Below are 16152 nucleotides of genomic sequence, written 5' to 3'. Positions count from 1 at the left end.
ACAAGTTCCTCGCCAAGGGCCAGGAGCTGCTCACCAAGATGCCCGGCCGCGACCCGTTCGCCGTCTGACATGACCAAGACGAACGCCGGCAACTTCTTCGAGGACTTCGAGGTCGGGCAGGTCCTCCGGCATGCGACTCCCCGCACGGTCACCGAGGGCGACCGCGCGGCCTACGGCGCGCTCTATCCCACGCGCTTCGCGGTGCCGTCCTCCGCAGAGTTCGCGGCGTCCGTCGGCCTCAGCCGGCATCCGGTCGAAGAGCTGATCGCGTTCCACATCGCATTCGGCAAGACGGTTCCGGACATCTCGCTCAACGCGGTGGCCAACCTCGGCTACGCCGAGTGCCGCTTCCACCGCCCGGTCGTTCCCGGCGACACGATCGCGACGCAGTCGGAGGTCATCGGCCTCAAGCAGAACTCCAACGGCAAGACCGGCGTGGTCCACGTACGCTCGACCGCCACCAACCAGCGCGACGAGGTCGTGCTCGAGTGGGCCCGCTGGGTCATGGTGCACAAGCGCGACCTGGACGCGCCGGCCCCCGAGACCGTCCTGCCGGACCTCGCCCCGGTGGTGGCCCCGGACGACCTGGTCCTCCCGGCCGGGCTGGACTTCACGGCGTACGACGATGTGGCTGCGGGGGAGCCGCACCGCTTCGACGACTACGAGGTCGGCGAGAAGATCGACCACGTCGACGGTGTCACGCTCACCGATCCCGAGCACATGCTCGCGACCCGGCTGTGGCAGAACACCGCCAAGGTGCACTTCAACACCGAGGCCCGCCCGGACGGCAACCGGCTCGTCTACGGCGGCCACGTCATCTCCCTGGCCCGGGCGCTGTCGTTCAACGGGCTCGCCAACGCCCAGCTGATCGCGGCGATCAACGCCGGCGCACACACGTCGCCCGCGTTCGCCGGCGACACGATCTACGCGTGGTCGGAGGTGCTCGACAAGGCCACGCCCGCAGCGTGGGAGGGCACCGGCGTCGGTGCCCTGCGCCTGCGGCTCGTGGCCACCAGGGGCCGCGACGAGTCCATGACCCTGCGCGAGGACGACCCTTCGGCAGGCTCAGGACAAGCGGGCAAGTACGCACCCGGCGTGCTCCTCGACCTGGACGTCTGGGCCCTTGTCCCACGCTGACGAGGTCGAGGACCAGCTCTGGCTGGTGCGCCATGGCGAGACGGAGTGGAGTCGCGGCGGCCAGCACACGTCCACGACCGACCTGCCGTTGACTGCCAAGGGCGAGGCTGCCGCTCGTACGCTCGTGGGTCCGCTGGCTGGCATCAACTTCGTGCACGTCCTGACGAGCCCGCGCCGACGCGCCGTCCACACCGCCGAGCTCGCCGGATTCCCCGATGCCGTGCACGACGAGGACCTCGCCGAGTGGGCGTACGGCGACTACGAAGGCCTCACGACCGCCGAGATCCGCAGGACCGTGCCGGACTGGAGTGTCTGGACGCATCCGTCACCAGGTGGCGAGACCGCGCAGCAGGTGGCCGAGCGCCTCGACCGGGTCGTGGCCCGTGCCCGCGCGGCCGACGGCAAGACCCTGGTCTTCGCGCACGGCCACTCGCTGCGGGCCCTGGCCGCTCGCTGGCTCGGCCTCGACGTGTCGGAGGGCCGCTTGTTCGCGCTCGACACTTCGACGATCTCGGTGCTCGGCGTCGACCGCGGCACCCAGGTCGTACGCCAGTGGAACTGCCTGCCCTGAGCCGGATGACGGCCGGACGCATGACATGCTGATTGCTCAACACTTCGGGGGAAGGCACGTCGATGTTCCAGCGTCTTGCGGTGCTCGTTGCCGGGCTCGCGCTCCTGGCCGGCTGCGGAGGAGGTTCGGGCTCCGATGCCGCCAAGCCGACCACCAAGCCCGCACCGAAGGTCTACACGCTGAAGCAGCTCGAGTCGGCTCTGCCCAAGCTCGAGGACATCCCCGGCGCCAGCAAGATCACCCGTAGATGCCCGCAGGACAAGACGGACTGCGAGGCGTACCGCAAGGACACCGTCGCCACGACGGCAACGATCGAGCCGGCGTCACTCGTTGGCGCCGAGCAGGTGCGGGTCCGGGCGACTCCGATGGACTTTGTCGCCCTGCACGGGATACATCAGGACGATGCCGCCGCCGCGACCAAGGCGGTCGCGTCGGCACGCAAGCTCCAGGAGCCATATGTCGGAGTGTTCGACCTGCCGAAACGCAGAGTCGGCGAGGGCGTCGTGCCGGCGACCCACGGGAAGGGATCTGTCGACAAGCTGTCGATCGACGCCTGGACCGGGATCATTGCCGCACGGACCGAGTTCGCAAGCGATGCGAAGTCTGACCGGGGACTCCTGATCGCCACGGTCCACGTGGCCAGCGGGCGGACGTCGGTCACGGCCTTCGTCTCCCTGTCGGCGGCCGGGCGCGAACCCGGTGCGGCGACAGAGCTCGCCGACAATCTGGTGCGGAGCTACCTCCAGCGGCTGGGCTGACCCGGCGCACGTCTCCGTCAGCCGGTGAACAGGTCCCGCAGGTGGCGGTACCAGTCGCTCTGGAACCGCTCGTGGGGGTCGAACGCGAGCTTGCGGGCGAGGAACTCGGGCATCTGCGGGTAGCACGCCTCGATCTGGTCGCGGCGTGCCCACCGGTGATAGGTCAGGAAGAAGCTTCCGCCGCGCTCGATGCCGAGGTCGATCAGGTGACGGAAGTCCTCGGCAGTCCGGTCGATCGCGTCCGGGGTGTGCTCGGTGTGCAGGTTGAAGATCACGCAGGCGTACGGCTCGCGGGCCCACGCCAGGAACGTGACGTCGTCTCGCTCGATGAGGCGCACGGTGCCGTAGACCACGATCGAGCCGGCCCGGCGCAGGTAGGTCGCAGCGGCGCTCATGAAGTCCATCAGTCGATCGCGGGGGACGTAGATCTCGCTGATGACCTCGGTCGCCGAGACGGTTGTCGGCAGGAACTCGTCGAGCATCGCGTGGTAGCCGTCCACGTAGTCGGCCATCTGATGCGTGTCGGACCAGTAGAGCTGTCCGGTCGTGGCGAGATAGTGGGCGATGTACTGCTCGGTGACCTCGGCCCGGTCGGTGTGGGCCAGGTAGAGCAGCCGTCCCCATTCCTCGCGGGTCAGCGCCTTCTGGTCTGCCGGGATCGCGCGTTCCTCCGAAATCGGCCGGTAGCAGGAGAAGACCCCCCGCTCGAGGAAGTCGTCGGCCGCCTCGTCGATCGAGAACTGGAAGTCGCCGTACGTGAATCCGTCCGCGATCCGGGCGCCGAACGCCTCGCCGACCGTCCCGATGTCCCGCACCTCGACGACTCGCTCCACCTGGCGTCGAGGCTCGAGTCGGAGGGTGACCGAGTAGATCACGCCGAACAACCCGTAGCCGCCGATCACGAGGCCGAACAGGTCGGCGTCCTGCGTACGGCTGCAGGTGCGCACCACGCCCTGTGCGTCGACGACCGTCAGCTCCTCGACGTCCTGCACGATCGGCGCGTAGGCCAGGCCACGTCCGTGAGCGTTCGCCGAGATCGATCCGCCGAGAGTGAGGCGGTCTGCTCCGGTCTGCTTCTGCCGGATTCCCCACCGCGGCACTGCCGGGTCGGTCGGCCCGGTCTGCGGTTGCGCAGCGAGCAGGTGGGCGACGAGCTCGGGCCACATGATGCCGGCCTCGACCGTGACCAGCCCGCGCGACGTGTCGAGCGCCAGCACTCGGGAGCAGGCCCTCATGTCGAGCAGCACCCCCGCCTCGCAGAACTGCTGACCACCCATGGCGTGCCGCCCGCCGCCGATCGCGATCGGCAGTCCGTCAGCTTCGGCGGCCGCGATCGCAGCGATGATGTCGTCGACCGACCCGATCTCGACGACCCTGGCCACCTTGGTCTCGTTGAGCAGCGAGTGGGTGTCATTGACCACCAGAGGTGTGACAACTGGGACAGGCTGACTCGACATCATCCGATCGTACGTGGCCTGAGCCTTGCCGGTGGGCGATCGACCGAACCCGTAGCCTGACCACGTGAAGATCGACCTCCACACGCACACGGACCGGTCCGACGGCACCGACAGCCCCACCGAGCTGATGGAGAACGCCAAGGCCGCCGGGCTCGACGTCATCGCGATCACCGACCACGACTCCACGGAGGGCTGGAAGGAAGCCGACGAGGCGGCGAAGCGGGTCGGTATCACGCTGGTGCACGGGATCGAGATCTCGACCAAGCTCGGCGGCAAGAGCGTGCACCTGCTGGGCTACGAGTTCGACCCCGGGTACCAGCCGCTCGCGATCGAGCTGCGCAAGATCATCGACGGCCGCAACTCACGCCTGCCGGCAACGCTCGAGCGGCTCCAGGGCCTCGGCATCGACATCACCGCAGACGACGTGCGCGCCAGGTCGGCGAATGCCGCCGCGATGGGTCGCCCCCACGTCGCCGACGCCCTGATCGAGCTGGGCGTGGTCAAGGACCGCGGGGAGGCGTTCGAGCGCTACCTCACGCCCGGCAAGCCCGCGTACGTCGACCGCTACGCCGCCGACCTGCCGACGGTGATCGGTCTGGTCAAGGCCGCCGGCGGCAAGACCGTGCTGGCGCACCCGTGGTCGCGCGGCAGCCACCGGGTGCTGACCCGCGACCGCATCCGGACCCTCGCCGAGCAAGGGCTCGACGGGCTCGAGGCCGACCACAACGACCACGGGGCCGAGGATCGCGCCGTGCTGCGCCAGATCGCGCGCGAGCTCGGCCTCGTGTGGACCGGCTCCAGCGACTACCACGGCACCGGCAAGGTCGACTTCCCGCTCGGCAGCAACACGACGGAGCCCGAGCAGTACCGCCGCCTCTTCGGCTAGCTCGTCGCGCCGAACTGCTCGACGCGCACGATGTCGCTCGGCACACCCGCCTCGCCCAGGCTGCGTCCGACGAAGCTCACGAACCCGGCCGACCCGCAGACGTACGCGCGCTCGATGCCCTTGGACAGCTCCGCCAGCTCGTCGGGGTAGATGTGCGCGGCGACGCGATCGCCGTGGTTCTCGCGGGTCAGGGCGATGAACGCGCCGAACTCCTCGAGCTCCTCGATGTAGGGCAACCGCTCGCGCGTCTGGGCCGAGGCGACGATCGTCAGCTGCGACGCGGTGCCGAGCCGGCGGGCATACCGCAGCATCGAGACGAACGGCACGACGCCCGAACCGCCCGCGACGCACAGAGAGGGGACCTGGCCGCCCCAGACGAACCAGCGACCGATCGGGCCGCGCAGCTCGAGCTCGTCACCGACCTCGACGACATCGTGCAGGAACCCCGAGACCTCGCCACGCGGCAGGCACTCCACCATGAGCTCGATCAACGGATCGGCGGGGTCGGAGGCCAGTGAGTACGACCGCTGGGCCGTGTAGTTGTCAGGCGCCCGCAGGCGTACGACGTAGTGCTGGCCCGGCACGTGGTCATGACGATCTGCGACCTCGAGCCGCAACCTGACGTAGGTCTCGCCGAACCGCTCGACCTCGCGCACGATGCCAGTGGTCCACGAGCTCGCGACCGCCTCTGTCACGCTGTCGCCCCCGATAGAAACCCACGATACGAGGACGACAGCGTGAGTGCCTGATTGTTCACTCGCTGGCGCTCGCTCATGCATCACCCTGATAGCGCTGCTCGAGCCACGGGTCGCCGCGGTCGTGATAGCCGTTGCGCTCCCAGAAGCCCTGCTCGTCGTGGTCCATCAGCTCGATGCGGGTGATCCACTTGGCGGACTTCCAGAAGTACAGGTGCGGCACCAGCAGGCGTACGGGCCCGCCGTGCTCGGGCGCCAGCGGCTCGCCGTCGAACTCCCACACGATCCACGCCTTGCCGTCCGTGATGTCCTCGAGCGGCAGGTTGGTGTTGTAGCCCGTCGTCGCGGTCGCCATGACGTGCGTGGCCTCGGGCCTGGGTTTCGCGATCTCGAGCAACGCGTCGACGCTGACGCCGGCGAACGTCGTGTCGAACTTGGTCCACGTCGTCACGCAGTGGATGTCGCCGAAGTAGGACGACGGCGGCAGCGCGTGGATGCCGCGCCAGTCCCACGTCGTGGGGTTCTCGACCAGGCCGTCGACCGTCATGGTCCAGGTGTCGAGGTCGATCGTCGGGGTCAGCTCGGCGGTCAGGACCGGCCAGCCGGCGCCGGTGTCGTACTGGCCCGGCGGCAGCCGCTTGTCGCCGCCGCGGCGGGCGCCTCCGGTGAATCCGCGGGTGAACTTGGCCATCAGCGACCCTCCCGGCTGTGTTGGTGGAGAAACGGCAGCCACGCGTCCAACAGGCCGTCAGGGTTCTCGACGGCGGGCGAGTGCGCGGCGTGGTCGATCACGTGGATCTCGGTGTCGAGGCGCTTGGCCATGGCCTCCTGCGCGTCATGGGGCCAGGCGTCGTCGTCGGCACCGCGGCCGACCCAGAACGGGAGCCCGGTCGCCGCGACGTCGTCGATGATGTCGGGCGCGTCGATCAGGAGCTGGGTGATGGCCTTGAGCGATGCCTCGGTGTTGGAGGTGAAGCGGTTGTCGAGGAACTCCGCGATGTCGGGCGGCACCGACGGGTCCGGCGGCAGCGTTGCGCGGATCTCGGCGAGGGTCATGACGCCGATCGACTGCACCAGCGCGCTGAGCGGCCGCGTCGGGGAGTCGCCCAGGGCGCCCGGGCCGGAGCAGAGCAGGCTCAGGCTGCGCCACGCGGACGGGTCGGTGACCGCGGCGTGCTGAGCGACCAGACCGCCGAAGGAGTGACCGAGCACGTGCGACCGGCCACCTTCGGTCACGGCCGTGCTGACCGCGATGGCGTCGGCGCCGAATCCGTCCAACGAGTAGTCGTCGCCGGGGGCGCCGGCAGTCTCGTACTGACCGCGCTGGTCGTACGCCGTGGCGTCGAGTCCGGCTCTCGCGAGGAACGGCAGCAGAGCCGTGAAGTCCTCCTTGGAACCGGTCCAGCCCGGCACGAGCAGGACGTGCGCCGCGGAGATGTCGGCCCGGACGGTGTGCGCCGCGAACCGGCCGCGCGAGGTCTCCAGCGTCACGGCCTCGACGCCCGGCGGCAGCTCCAGCGACTTCGGCGTGCTCATCGGCCGCGCTTCGCAGCCCGGGTGACGAGGCGCTTGGGCATGTACTGCGCCAGGATCGTCAGCACCTTGTAGCGGAATGACGGGATCGAGACCGCCTTGCCCTTGTCGAGGTCCTTGAGCGAGGTCCTGACGACCTTGTCAGGCTTGAGCCACATCCACTTCGGCACGCCCGAGACGTCCATCTCGCCGCGCTGGTGGAACTCGGTGCGTACGAACCCGGGACACAGCGCCTGCACCGAGATGTTGACGTCGGCGTAGTGGAAGTTGGCCCACCGCGACAGATTGAGCAGCCAGGCCTTGTGCGCCGAGTAGACCCCGCGCGGCGTGAACGCGGCGACGCTCGACACGTTGATGATCTGACCACCGCCGCGGCCGGCCATGGTCTTGATCGCGGCGTCCATGAGATGCATCGGCGCGCGCACGAGCAGGTCGAGCTGCCGGTCCTCGTCACCGATGTCGGTCGTGCCGAACCAGCCGGCGAGCGACGCTCCGGCGTTGTTGACCAGGAGGTCGACCGGGAGGGTCGTGTCGGTCAGCTTGTTGACCGCCGCTCGTACGCCCTCGGTGGTCGACAGATCGGCCGTCACGACGTCGACCTCGACCCGGTGCTTGCTGCGCATCTGCGTCGCGAGCGCCTCGAGCCGTTCGGTCGTACGCGCGACGATCACGAGGTCGTAGCCGCGCTTGGCGAGCTCCTTCGCGAACGCGTTGCCGATCCCTGAGGTTGCCCCGGTCACCAGCGCGCGACGTGTCATGGAGCAAGCATGCCAAACGCCTCGGCGTAGGGGCGCCGAGGCCGGGCCACGTGATGACACAATGGCGACCGTGACGACGACTATCGCAGTGGCGAACCAGAAGGGTGGCGTCGCCAAGACGACGACAGTCGTGTCGCTCGGCGCCGCGCTGACCGAGCTCAAGCAGCGGGTCCTGCTGGTCGACGTCGATCCGCAGGGCAGCCTGACCTTCTCCCTCGGCATCGACCCGGAGGATCTCGACGTCACGGTCGCGGAGGTGCTGCTCGGCACCAAGCTTGCCGAGGACGCGATCGTCATCACGGATGACGGCATGCACCTGCTGCCGGCCAACATCACCCTGACCCAGGCCGAAGAGAGCCTCATCGGCCGCACGGGACGCGAGCAGCGCCTGCGGGTCGCCCTCGACAAGGTCGCGGACGACTACGACTGGATCCTGATCGACTGCCCTCCGACCCTCGGCATCCTCACCGTCGGTGCGCTGTCCGCGGCCGAGAAGGTGCTGATCCCGTTGCAGGCCGAGACGCTGTCGCACCGCGGCGTCGGCCAGCTGCTCGACACGATCCACGACGTGCGCCAGTTCATCAACTCGTCGTTGGAGATCATGGGCGTCCTGCCCACGATGTACGACGGGCGCACCAAGCACGCGCAGAACGTCCTGGCCGCGATCCGTGAGACGTACGAGCTGCCGGTCGTGACGCCGCCGATCCCCAAGACGATCCGGTTCGCCGAGGCGCCGGCGATCGGCCGGTCGGTGCTCGCGACCGCCCGGACGCACAAGGGCGCCGACGCCTACCGCCAGGTCGCCGCGGGCATGCTCAACGGCACGAAGAAGACGTAGCCTTCCACGCTTTCCACGGGCGGGTAAGCCCGAAGACCGATGGGTCGAGCATCGGCCGATTAGGATGTGGGCGTGTCCAAGCACCGCGCCTCCCACCGAATGGTCCGCCGTCGCGGCCGGGTGGGTGTGCTTGGCCTCGCGATGGGCGTCACGATCGCGATCGGCGGCGCAGCGGTCGGGATCCTGCCGCAGCTCAAGGCCGATCGAGCCGTCGCCGACACCTCGGCGCTCGCACCCGCCGCCCTCGAGACGGCGCGCATCGACGCCCTGGTCGTCCCCGAGCCTGATCCTGAGCCCAAGCGCCGGGTCGCTGCCGCCAGCGTGACGAAGGTGGCCGAGCTGCCGGCGGGGTCGGGCAGCGGTCGCCGCATCGTCTTCGACGAGGGCGATCAGCGGGTCTGGCTCGTCGGCGACGACGGCGCGGTCGAGCGTACGTACCTCGTCTCGGGCAGTCGCTTCGACAACCTCGAGCCCGGGACGTACGCCGTGCAGTCGCGGTCGCGCCATGCCACGGCGTTCGACGGCACCGGCACGATGGAGTACTTCGTGCGCTTCACGACCGGATTCAGCGCGCCGATCGGGTTCCACTCGGTGCCCCGCTACAACAACGGCGACCTGGAGCAGACCAAGGCGGAGCTCGGCACCCCGCTCTCCGCGGGGTGCATTCGCCAGTGGATGCCCGACGCGATCGCCTTGTGGGAGTTCGCGCCGGTGGGCACCACGGTCGTCGTCACCGCCTGAGCCCCGACGGCTGAGGGGTCAAAGGTGACCAGTCAGCGTCGTCGGGCTTTCTTGGGGTCAGTCCGTCTTGGAGACGGGGGCGCCGCCGCGCGAACGCGTGCGGTTGCGGTTGCGACGCGGGCGCTGTCCGCCCTCGCTCTGCTTGTCGCCGGCCGAGGACTGCTGCGCCTTCTGCTCGCCGCCACGGCCGCCGCCTCCACCGCTGCGCTCGCCGCCACGTCCGCCGCCGCTTCCGCCGCTGCGGCCGCGACCGCCACCACGGCCGTCGTCCTTCTTGGGCTCACGGGGTGACGCGTCCTTGATCCGGCCCTTGACGCCGCGGTCGATGCCGAGGTCGTGGAACAGGTGGTCGGACGTCGAGTAGGTCTCCTGCGGCTCGTCGAACGGCAGGCCCAGCGCGGAGTTGATGAGCTTCCAGCGGGTGATGTCGGCCCAGTCGACGAACGTCACGGCGATGCCTGAGGCGCCGGCGCGGCCCGTACGACCGATCCGGTGGACGTACGTCTTGTCGTCCTCGGGGCAGTTGTAGTTGATGACGTGCGTGATGCCGGCGACGTCGATGCCGCGGGCGGCGACGTCGGTCGCGACGAGGATGTTGATCTTGCCCTCGCGGAAGCGGGTCAGGGCCTTCTCACGGGCCGGCTGCGCCATGTCGCCGTGCAGCGGCGAGGCCGGGAAGCCGCGGTCGATGAGCTCGTCGGCGACGCGTTGCGCCGTGCGCTTCGTACGCGTGAAGACCAGGACCTTGCCGACGTCGTCGGCCTGCAGGATGCGGCCGACGATCTCGGCCTTGTCCATCTCGTGCGCCTGCCAGACGAACTGCGCCGTTGCCGGCACCATCTGGGTGTCCTCGCCGGACTCGGCGCGGATGTTCATGGGGTGGCGCATGTGCTTGCGGGCCAGCCCGACGATCGCGCCCGGCATGGTCGCCGAGAACAGCATCGTCTGGCGGGTCTCCGGCGTCTTGGCCAGGATCGACTCGACGTCGGGCAGGAAGCCCAGGTCGAGCATCTCGTCGGCCTCGTCGAGCACCAGCGACTTGACGTGCGACAGGTCGAGCGCGCCGCGGTTGGCCAGGTCGAGCAGGCGGCCGGGCGTACCGACGACGATGTCGACGCCGGACTTCAGCGCGTCGAGCTGCGACTCGTAGGGGACGCCGCCGTAGATCGTCAGGTTGCGCGTGCCGCGGCGCTTGGACGCGACCTCGATGTCGCTGGCGACCTGGATCGCCAGCTCACGCGTCGGAGCGACGATCAGGGCTTGTGGCTTGCCGGCGACGATCTGGTCGTAGTCGGCGTCGTGGGGCGCGACGGTGCGCTGAATGACGGGGATGCCGAACGCCAGCGTCTTGCCGGTTCCGGTGCGCGCCTGGCCGATCAGGTCGGTGCCCATGAGGGCGACGGAGAGCGTCATCTCCTGGATCGGGAAAGGGTTCTCGATGCCGACATCAATCAATGCGTCGGCGATCTCGGGCATGACGCCCAGATCTTTGAACGTAGTCAGGGTCTTCTCGAATTCTTGAGACTCGTGTGATTTCTGGGCCCAGTCTATCGTCTGGCGCGGCCGGCATTCCCGCTACGCTGCGGGGCATGGCTTCCAAGAACGTTCCGCCGCCCTCGACGTTGGACGATCCGGTCTACCGGACGGGTGTGATCGAGCTGCTGGGCATCCTGGCGTACGGCGAGATCAGCGCCTGCGAACGCCTCGCAGAGGACGCCAAGATGGCGCCCGACCTCAAGACGAAGGTCGAGATCGCCGCGATGGCGACGGCGGAGTTCGAGCACTTCGAGAAGCTCCGCGACCGGCTCGTGCAGCTCGGCGAGGACCCGTACGAGACGATGCAGGAGTTCGCGACGATCTTCGAGCGGTTCCACCGGCAGACGACGCCGTCGGACTGGCTCGAGGGGCTCGTCAAGGCGTACGTCGGCGACGGCCTGGCGGCCGACTTCTACCGGGAGATCGCGGCCTACCTCGACACCGAGACCCGCGAGCTCGTCCTGGACACGCTGAGCGGGACGGGGCACTCCGACTTCGTCGTCGACGCCGTACGGGGTGCGATCGAGAAGGATCCGCGCGTCGGCGGCCGGCTGGCGCTGTGGGGCCGGCGGCTCATGGGGGAGGCGCTCAGCCAGGCGCAGACCGTCGTCGCCGAGCGTGACGCGCTGAGCACCGTGCTGGTCGGCGGTGTCGACCATCCCGGGATGGACCTGGCCGGCATCGGCCGCATGTTCACCCGGCTCACGGAGGCGCACGCCGCGCGCATGGAGAAGCTCGGCCTCGCCGCCTGACCCGTCCGAGAGGGCGGTGACTTAGCGTCCACTTCGGGAGCTGATCTGGACGCCAACTCACCGCTCCGGTCAGGGTCGGCGGAGCTCGGCGGCGCGCTGCTCGAGCTGACGGCGCTCCCGCTCGGTCGGCGCGAGCTCGATCGCCTGCTCGATCGCGATCAGCGCCTCGTCCTGCAGCCCGGCGCGGGTGAGGAGGTCACCGCGCGCAGCGGCGACGAGGTAGTGCCCGGCCAGCTTCGGGTCGCCGGCCGCCGACTCCAGGGCGGCGAGCCCGGCGAGGGGGCCATCGCTCATGCCGACCGCGATCGCCCGGTTGAGCGCGATGACGGGTGACGGTGCGATGTCGAGCAGCTCGTCGTACAACGCGACGATCGCGGGCCAGTCGGTCTCGTCGGCAGAGCGGGTCGTGGCGTGCACCGCGGCGATGTCGGCCTGCACGGCGTACGGGCCGCGCACCGTCCAGCGACGGCGGAGCAGCGCCAGTGCCTCGTCGATCTCGTCGCGGTGCCAGCGAGTGCGGTCCTGCTGCTCGAGGGTCACGCGCTCACCGTCGACGTCACGCGCATCGCGCCGGGCGTGCTGCAGCAGCATCAGGGCGAGCAGCGCGCGGGTCTCGTCGGACGCCGGCAGGAGTCCGACGAGCAGCCGGCCGAGCCGGATCGCCTCGTCGGCGAGGCCGTGCGCCGCGGTCGCGTAGCCCTCGGTGAACACCAGATAGATGACGGCCAGCACGCCGTCGACGCGTTCGCTGAGGTCGTCGGTCGGCACGCGATAGGGGATGCCGGCCTGCGCGATCTTGCGCTTCGCGCGCAGCAGGCGCTGACCCATCGTGGCCTCCGACGTCAGGAACCCGCGCCCGATCGCCTCGGTCGACAGCCCTGAGACGACCTTGAGCGTCAGCGCGACTCGCGCCTCGAGGGCGAGCGCGGGGTGACAGCACGTGAAGACGAGCCGCAGCCGGTCGTCACCCATCGGCGACTCGTCCGTGCTCGTGGCGGTCAGCTCCTCGAGGGCGGCCAGGTCGGCGAGCTTGCCTCGCTCGACCTGGGCGCGGCGCAACACGTCGATCGCCCGTCGTCTCGCCGTCATGGTGAGCCACGCCGGCGGGTTGTCGGGTATGCCGTCGCGGGGCCAGCTCAAGAGCGCCCGCTCGGCGGCGTCGGAGACGGCGTCCTCCGCGAGGTCCCAGTCGCCGGTCGTACGTATGAGGGAGGCGACGATGCGCAACCGCTGCTCCGCCATGGCGTCAGCGAGCGCGCGACGGACGTCCTCAACCGCCGCGCGCCCACCCTCGCTCATGCTCAGGACTCGTAGGGCCAATAGGGCCGCAGCTCGACCGCGCCGGCGGCAGACATCGGGTGCGATGACGCGATCGCGATGGCTTCGTCAAGGTCCTCGCACTCGAGGATGTCGAATCCGGCGATCCACTCCCGGGACTCGGTGAACGGACCGTCGGTGACGAGCAGCTCACCGCCTCGGCGCCGGATCGTCGTGGCGGACTCGGGTGGGTGCAGCCGCTGGCCCATCAGCCGCTTGCCGCTGCTGTCGTGCTTGGCCACCCAGTCTTCGACCTGGTCGACGGCCGGGTCGCTCGGCCGGTCGGCCGCCTCGGGGTCGGAGACGATCAACATCATGTACTTCATCGCTGCTCCTTCGGTCGGGTCTCATCGTTACGACGAACGGGACCCTACGAATCCGACAGGATCTGCTCGACGACGGAGGACTTCTCGTCGGCGTAGTCCTGCACGCGATGCCAGTGCCTGGCCGCGAGGCGCTGCTTCGTCGACAGATAGAGGTCGAACGCCCGCGGATCCGCGCGCAGGCGGTCGCGGAACGTGATCATCCGGTCGTGCTCAGCCGACCCGGTCGTGAAGACGTGCAGGTTGACCCTCGGCGCCTCCAGGCGCAGGAGCCGGTGCTCGTGCCAGCCCGGCTCGCGGATGTGGAGCACGTAACCCAGTGCCTCGAGCGCAGGGAGGTATGCCTGCTCGTCGGCACTGTCGACGACGAGCAGGTTGATGTCGATGATCGGCTTGGCCGCCAGCCCGGGGACCGATGTCGAACCGACATGCTCGACGTCGGTGGCGACCGGGCCCAGGGCCGTACGGATGCGGGCGGCGAGGGTCTCGAACTCCGCAGGCCAGGCCGGGTCGTAGGGAGCCAGCACGATCGACCCATCGACCCGCGTGGGCGGGAGGAGGTATTCGGCCATGTGCCGAGCTGCGCGCCCTACTTGGAGGCGGCGGCGGTGACGGCTTCGCTCGCGGCGAGACCGAAGCCGACCTTGCGGCCGAGGTCGGAGGTGAAGTCGAGGTAGGCGACCTTCGCCGCCGGAACCGCGACCGTACGCCCCTTGGAGTCGGTCAGGGTGAACACCGCTTCGTCCTTGAGGGCGGTGTCGAGCGCCTTGAGCACGTCCTCGGGCGTCGACTCGGTTGCCACTGACAGCTCACGGGCGACGTGCTGCACGCCGATCTTGACCTCCACGGTCACTCATCTCCTTTGATGTCATCTTCGTTGCGGGGGAATGCGCCGATGCCGCGCCAGGCCAGGCCGGCGACGAGCTGGACGGCTTCGCTGCGGGTCAGGCTCGAGTCCTGCGACAGCCAGTTGCGAGCCCCGACATGGCCCATGCCGACGAGGCTGACCGCCAACAGGTGGGACGAGGCGACCGGGAGCCCGGTGTCCTCGCGGATGACCTCGGCGATCGCGGAGGCCGACTCCTCGATGACGCGGTCGATCTGCTCGCGTACGGACGGGTCGCTCGTGAGGTCGGACTCGAACACGAGGCGGAACGCGGCGCCCTGGTCGGCGACGTAGTCGTACCAGAGCTCCATCGTGGCCCGGACCCGCTTGCGGTTGTCCGAGGTCGAGGCGAGGGCGGTCTTGACGCCGTCGATCACGGTGTCGCACGACGTCTCGAGGAGGGCGAGGTAGAGGTCGAGCTTGCCGGGGAAGTGCTGGTAGAGCACGGGCTTGGAGACGCCCGCACGCTCGGCGATCTCGTCCATCGACGCGGAGTGGTAGCCCTGCTCGACGAACACCTCGAGCGCAACCTCCAGCAGTTGAGCACGCCGTGCCGTGCGGGGCAGGCGGCTCGTGCGCGGACGCATCGGGGTCGTTTCGGTCACGGACCCAACAGTAGTCGGTGGTGCCCGACATTCGGACGCCCACCGGCGACGTTGCGCCGACGGGGAACAATGGTGCGTGGATGCGGTGTTATGCCGCCAGAACCGTTTGCACCGCACCGCAAGCAGAGGAGAACCCGTGGTCGCCCCACTCGTGGAACCCGCCGACGAACTGACCATCGACGAGGTCCGTCGCTACAGCCGGCACCTGATCATCCCCGACGTCGGGATGACGGGCCAGAAGCGGCTCAAGAACGCCAAGGTGCTCGTGATCGGCGCCGGTGGCCTCGGCAGCCCTGCGCTGCTCTACCTCGCGGCGGCGGGTGTCGGCACGCTCGGCATCATCGACGACGACGTGGTCGACGAGTCCAACCTGCAGCGCCAGATCATCCACGGGCAGTCCGACATCGACAAGCCCAAGGCCGAGTCGGCCGCGGCATCGGTCGCCGAGACCAACCCGTACGTCAAGACGATCGTGCACAACGAGCGCCTCGACAACGACAACGTGCTCGAGATCTTCAGCCAGTACGACCTGATCGTCGACGGCACCGACAACTTCGCGACGCGCTACCTCGTCAACGACGCGGCCGTCCTGCTCGGCAAGCCGTACGTCTGGGGCTCGATCTACCGGTTCGAGGGCCAGGTGTCGGTGTTCTGGGCGCAGGAGGGGCCGCAGTACCGCGACCTCTACCCCGAGCCCCCGCCGCCGGGCATGGTCCCGTCGTGCGCCGAGGGCGGCGTGCTGGGCGTGCTGTGCGCGTCGATCGGCTCGATCATGGTGACCGAGGCGATCAAGCTCATCACCGGCATCGGTGACCCGCTGATCGGCCGCCTGATGGTCTACGACGCGCTCGAGATGCGCTACTCGACGCTCAACATCCGCCGCGACCCCACGGGCCAGCCGATCACGGCGCTGATGGACGACTACGAGGCGTTCTGCGGCGCGATCAGCGAGGAGGCTGCCGAGGCGGCTGCCGACTCGACGATCTCGGTGACGACGCTCGACGGATGGCTCAAGGAGCGCGGCGACGGCGGGCGCGACTTCGTGCTGGTCGACGTACGCGAGCCCGGTGAGTACGAGATCAACAAGATCCCGGGCTCGATCCTGATCCCCAAGGGCGACTTCCTCAACGGCAAGGCCCTCGAGCAGCTGCCGGGCGACAAGCAGATCGTGCTGCACTGCAAGACCGGCATCCGTTCGGCCGAGGCGCTCGTGGTGCTCAAGGGCGCGGGCTACAAGGACTCCGTGCACGTCGGCGGCGGCGTCGCGGCGTGGGTCAACCAGATCGACCCGAGCCAGCCCTCGTACTGACCCCCGCTGGGAGTGACGAACTGCAGGCCGCCATCGGCGTGTCGCCTGCA

The 16152-nt window shown here is 69.3% G+C and carries 19 protein-coding genes; 8 read left to right on the top strand and 11 right to left on the bottom strand.

The features are described from left to right. Positions 1-69 precede the first annotated feature (69 nt). The 3 genes from V6M46_RS18030 (at position 70) to V6M46_RS18020 (ending at position 2466) form a co-directional block, all read left to right on the top strand. On the top strand, positions 70-1137 hold the full coding sequence (locus V6M46_RS18030) for a MaoC family dehydratase (protein ID WP_332667628.1): 1068 nt from the start codon (positions 70-72) through the stop codon (positions 1135-1137). After that, positions 1124-1708 (top strand): histidine phosphatase family protein, encoded by a 585-nt coding sequence (locus V6M46_RS18025; protein ID WP_332667626.1) that lies wholly within the window; start codon positions 1124-1126, stop codon positions 1706-1708. Before V6M46_RS18030 ends, V6M46_RS18025 begins: the two co-directional genes overlap by 14 nt. Before the next feature lie 62 nt (positions 1709-1770). Beyond that, a complete protein-coding gene (locus V6M46_RS18020) occupies positions 1771-2466 on the top strand; it encodes a hypothetical protein (RefSeq protein WP_332667624.1) in 696 nt (231 codons plus the stop codon). A 17-nt stretch (positions 2467-2483) separates the two neighbouring features. On the opposite strand, the gene V6M46_RS18015 is transcribed toward V6M46_RS18020, so the two are convergent. After that, positions 2484-3923, bottom strand: coding sequence for an FAD-binding oxidoreductase (locus tag V6M46_RS18015; protein WP_332667622.1), 1440 nt, complete (start codon positions 3921-3923; stop codon positions 2484-2486). A gap of 64 nt (positions 3924-3987) precedes the next feature. Between V6M46_RS18015 and V6M46_RS18010 the strand changes: the two genes are divergently transcribed. Further along, the gene (locus tag V6M46_RS18010; protein ID WP_332667620.1) at positions 3988-4809 is read left to right on the top strand and encodes a PHP domain-containing protein; all 822 of its coding nucleotides are present in this window, start codon (positions 3988-3990) and stop codon (positions 4807-4809) included. Here the strand turns inward: V6M46_RS18010 and V6M46_RS18005 are convergent. From V6M46_RS18005 to V6M46_RS17990, 4 genes are all read right to left on the bottom strand, one after another. Further along, entirely contained in the window at positions 4806-5504 is a 699-nt protein-coding gene (locus V6M46_RS18005; RefSeq protein ID WP_332667619.1) for an FAD-binding oxidoreductase, read from the bottom strand. The two genes, V6M46_RS18010 and V6M46_RS18005, sit on opposite strands and share 4 nt — an antisense overlap. Before the next feature lie 76 nt (positions 5505-5580). Next, positions 5581-6195: a sulfite oxidase-like oxidoreductase gene (locus tag V6M46_RS18000; protein WP_332667617.1), complete on the bottom strand. Its 615-nt coding sequence runs from the start codon at positions 6193-6195 to the stop codon at positions 5581-5583. Then, entirely contained in the window at positions 6195-7040 is an 846-nt protein-coding gene (locus tag V6M46_RS17995; protein ID WP_332667615.1) for an alpha/beta fold hydrolase, read from the bottom strand. Before V6M46_RS17995 ends, V6M46_RS18000 begins: the two co-directional genes overlap by 1 nt. After that, positions 7037-7795, bottom strand: coding sequence for an SDR family NAD(P)-dependent oxidoreductase (locus V6M46_RS17990; protein ID WP_332667613.1), 759 nt, complete (start codon positions 7793-7795; stop codon positions 7037-7039). Before V6M46_RS17990 ends, V6M46_RS17995 begins: the two co-directional genes overlap by 4 nt. 61 nt (positions 7796-7856) lie before the next feature. Between V6M46_RS17990 and V6M46_RS17985 the strand changes: the two genes are divergently transcribed. Continuing rightward, positions 7857-8633 carry a ParA family protein gene (locus tag V6M46_RS17985; protein ID WP_332667611.1) on the top strand — a complete coding sequence of 259 codons (777 nt, stop codon included), beginning with the start codon at positions 7857-7859 and terminating at the stop codon, positions 8631-8633. Positions 8634-8705: 72 nt separating this feature from the next. Then, the gene (locus V6M46_RS17980) at positions 8706-9374 is read left to right on the top strand and encodes a L,D-transpeptidase (RefSeq protein WP_332667609.1); all 669 of its coding nucleotides are present in this window, start codon (positions 8706-8708) and stop codon (positions 9372-9374) included. A 57-nt stretch (positions 9375-9431) separates the two neighbouring features. Here the strand turns inward: V6M46_RS17980 and V6M46_RS17975 are convergent, their stop codons facing one another. After that, positions 9432-10850: a DEAD/DEAH box helicase gene (locus tag V6M46_RS17975; protein WP_332667607.1), complete on the bottom strand. Its 1419-nt coding sequence runs from the start codon at positions 10848-10850 to the stop codon at positions 9432-9434. 113 nt (positions 10851-10963) lie between these two features. Here V6M46_RS17975 and V6M46_RS17970 point away from each other — a divergent pair, with 113 nt between their 5' ends. Then, positions 10964-11662, top strand: a complete 699-nt coding sequence (locus V6M46_RS17970; RefSeq protein ID WP_332667605.1) for a ferritin-like fold-containing protein — start codon at positions 10964-10966, stop codon at positions 11660-11662. A gap of 69 nt (positions 11663-11731) precedes the next feature. Here V6M46_RS17970 and V6M46_RS17965 read toward each other — a convergent pair whose 3' ends face one another. From V6M46_RS17965 to V6M46_RS17945, 5 genes are read right to left on the bottom strand one after another with little or no spacing between them, the layout of a single operon-like run. After that, positions 11732-12961 carry an RNA polymerase sigma factor gene (locus V6M46_RS17965; protein WP_332667603.1) on the bottom strand — a complete coding sequence of 410 codons (1230 nt, stop codon included), beginning with the start codon at positions 12959-12961 and terminating at the stop codon, positions 11732-11734. 2 nt (positions 12962-12963) lie between these two features. After that, positions 12964-13305 (bottom strand): YciI family protein, encoded by a 342-nt coding sequence (locus V6M46_RS17960; protein ID WP_332667601.1) that lies wholly within the window; start codon positions 13303-13305, stop codon positions 12964-12966. A gap of 44 nt (positions 13306-13349) precedes the next feature. Then, on the bottom strand, positions 13350-13874 hold the full coding sequence (locus V6M46_RS17955) for a GrpB family protein (RefSeq protein WP_332667599.1): 525 nt from the start codon (positions 13872-13874) through the stop codon (positions 13350-13352). Between the two features lie 17 nt (positions 13875-13891). Then, entirely contained in the window at positions 13892-14155 is a 264-nt protein-coding gene (locus V6M46_RS17950) for a DUF3107 domain-containing protein (RefSeq protein ID WP_332667597.1), read from the bottom strand. Continuing rightward, positions 14152-14775: a TetR/AcrR family transcriptional regulator gene (locus tag V6M46_RS17945; RefSeq protein ID WP_332667630.1), complete on the bottom strand. Its 624-nt coding sequence runs from the start codon at positions 14773-14775 to the stop codon at positions 14152-14154. Before V6M46_RS17945 ends, V6M46_RS17950 begins: the two co-directional genes overlap by 4 nt. Before the next feature lie 154 nt (positions 14776-14929). Here V6M46_RS17945 and moeZ point away from each other — a divergent pair, with 154 nt between their 5' ends. Beyond that, positions 14930-16102, top strand: a complete 1173-nt coding sequence (gene moeZ, locus V6M46_RS17940) for an adenylyltransferase/sulfurtransferase MoeZ (RefSeq protein ID WP_332667595.1) — start codon at positions 14930-14932, stop codon at positions 16100-16102. Positions 16103-16152 lie beyond the last annotated feature (50 nt).

The sequence above is a fragment of the Aeromicrobium sp. genome (genome assembly GCF_036676885.1).
Lineage (GTDB): Bacteria > Actinomycetota > Actinomycetes > Propionibacteriales > Nocardioidaceae > Aeromicrobium.
Note: the sequence above shows the minus strand (reverse complement) of the source record. Positions and strands in the feature narration are given on the sequence as shown.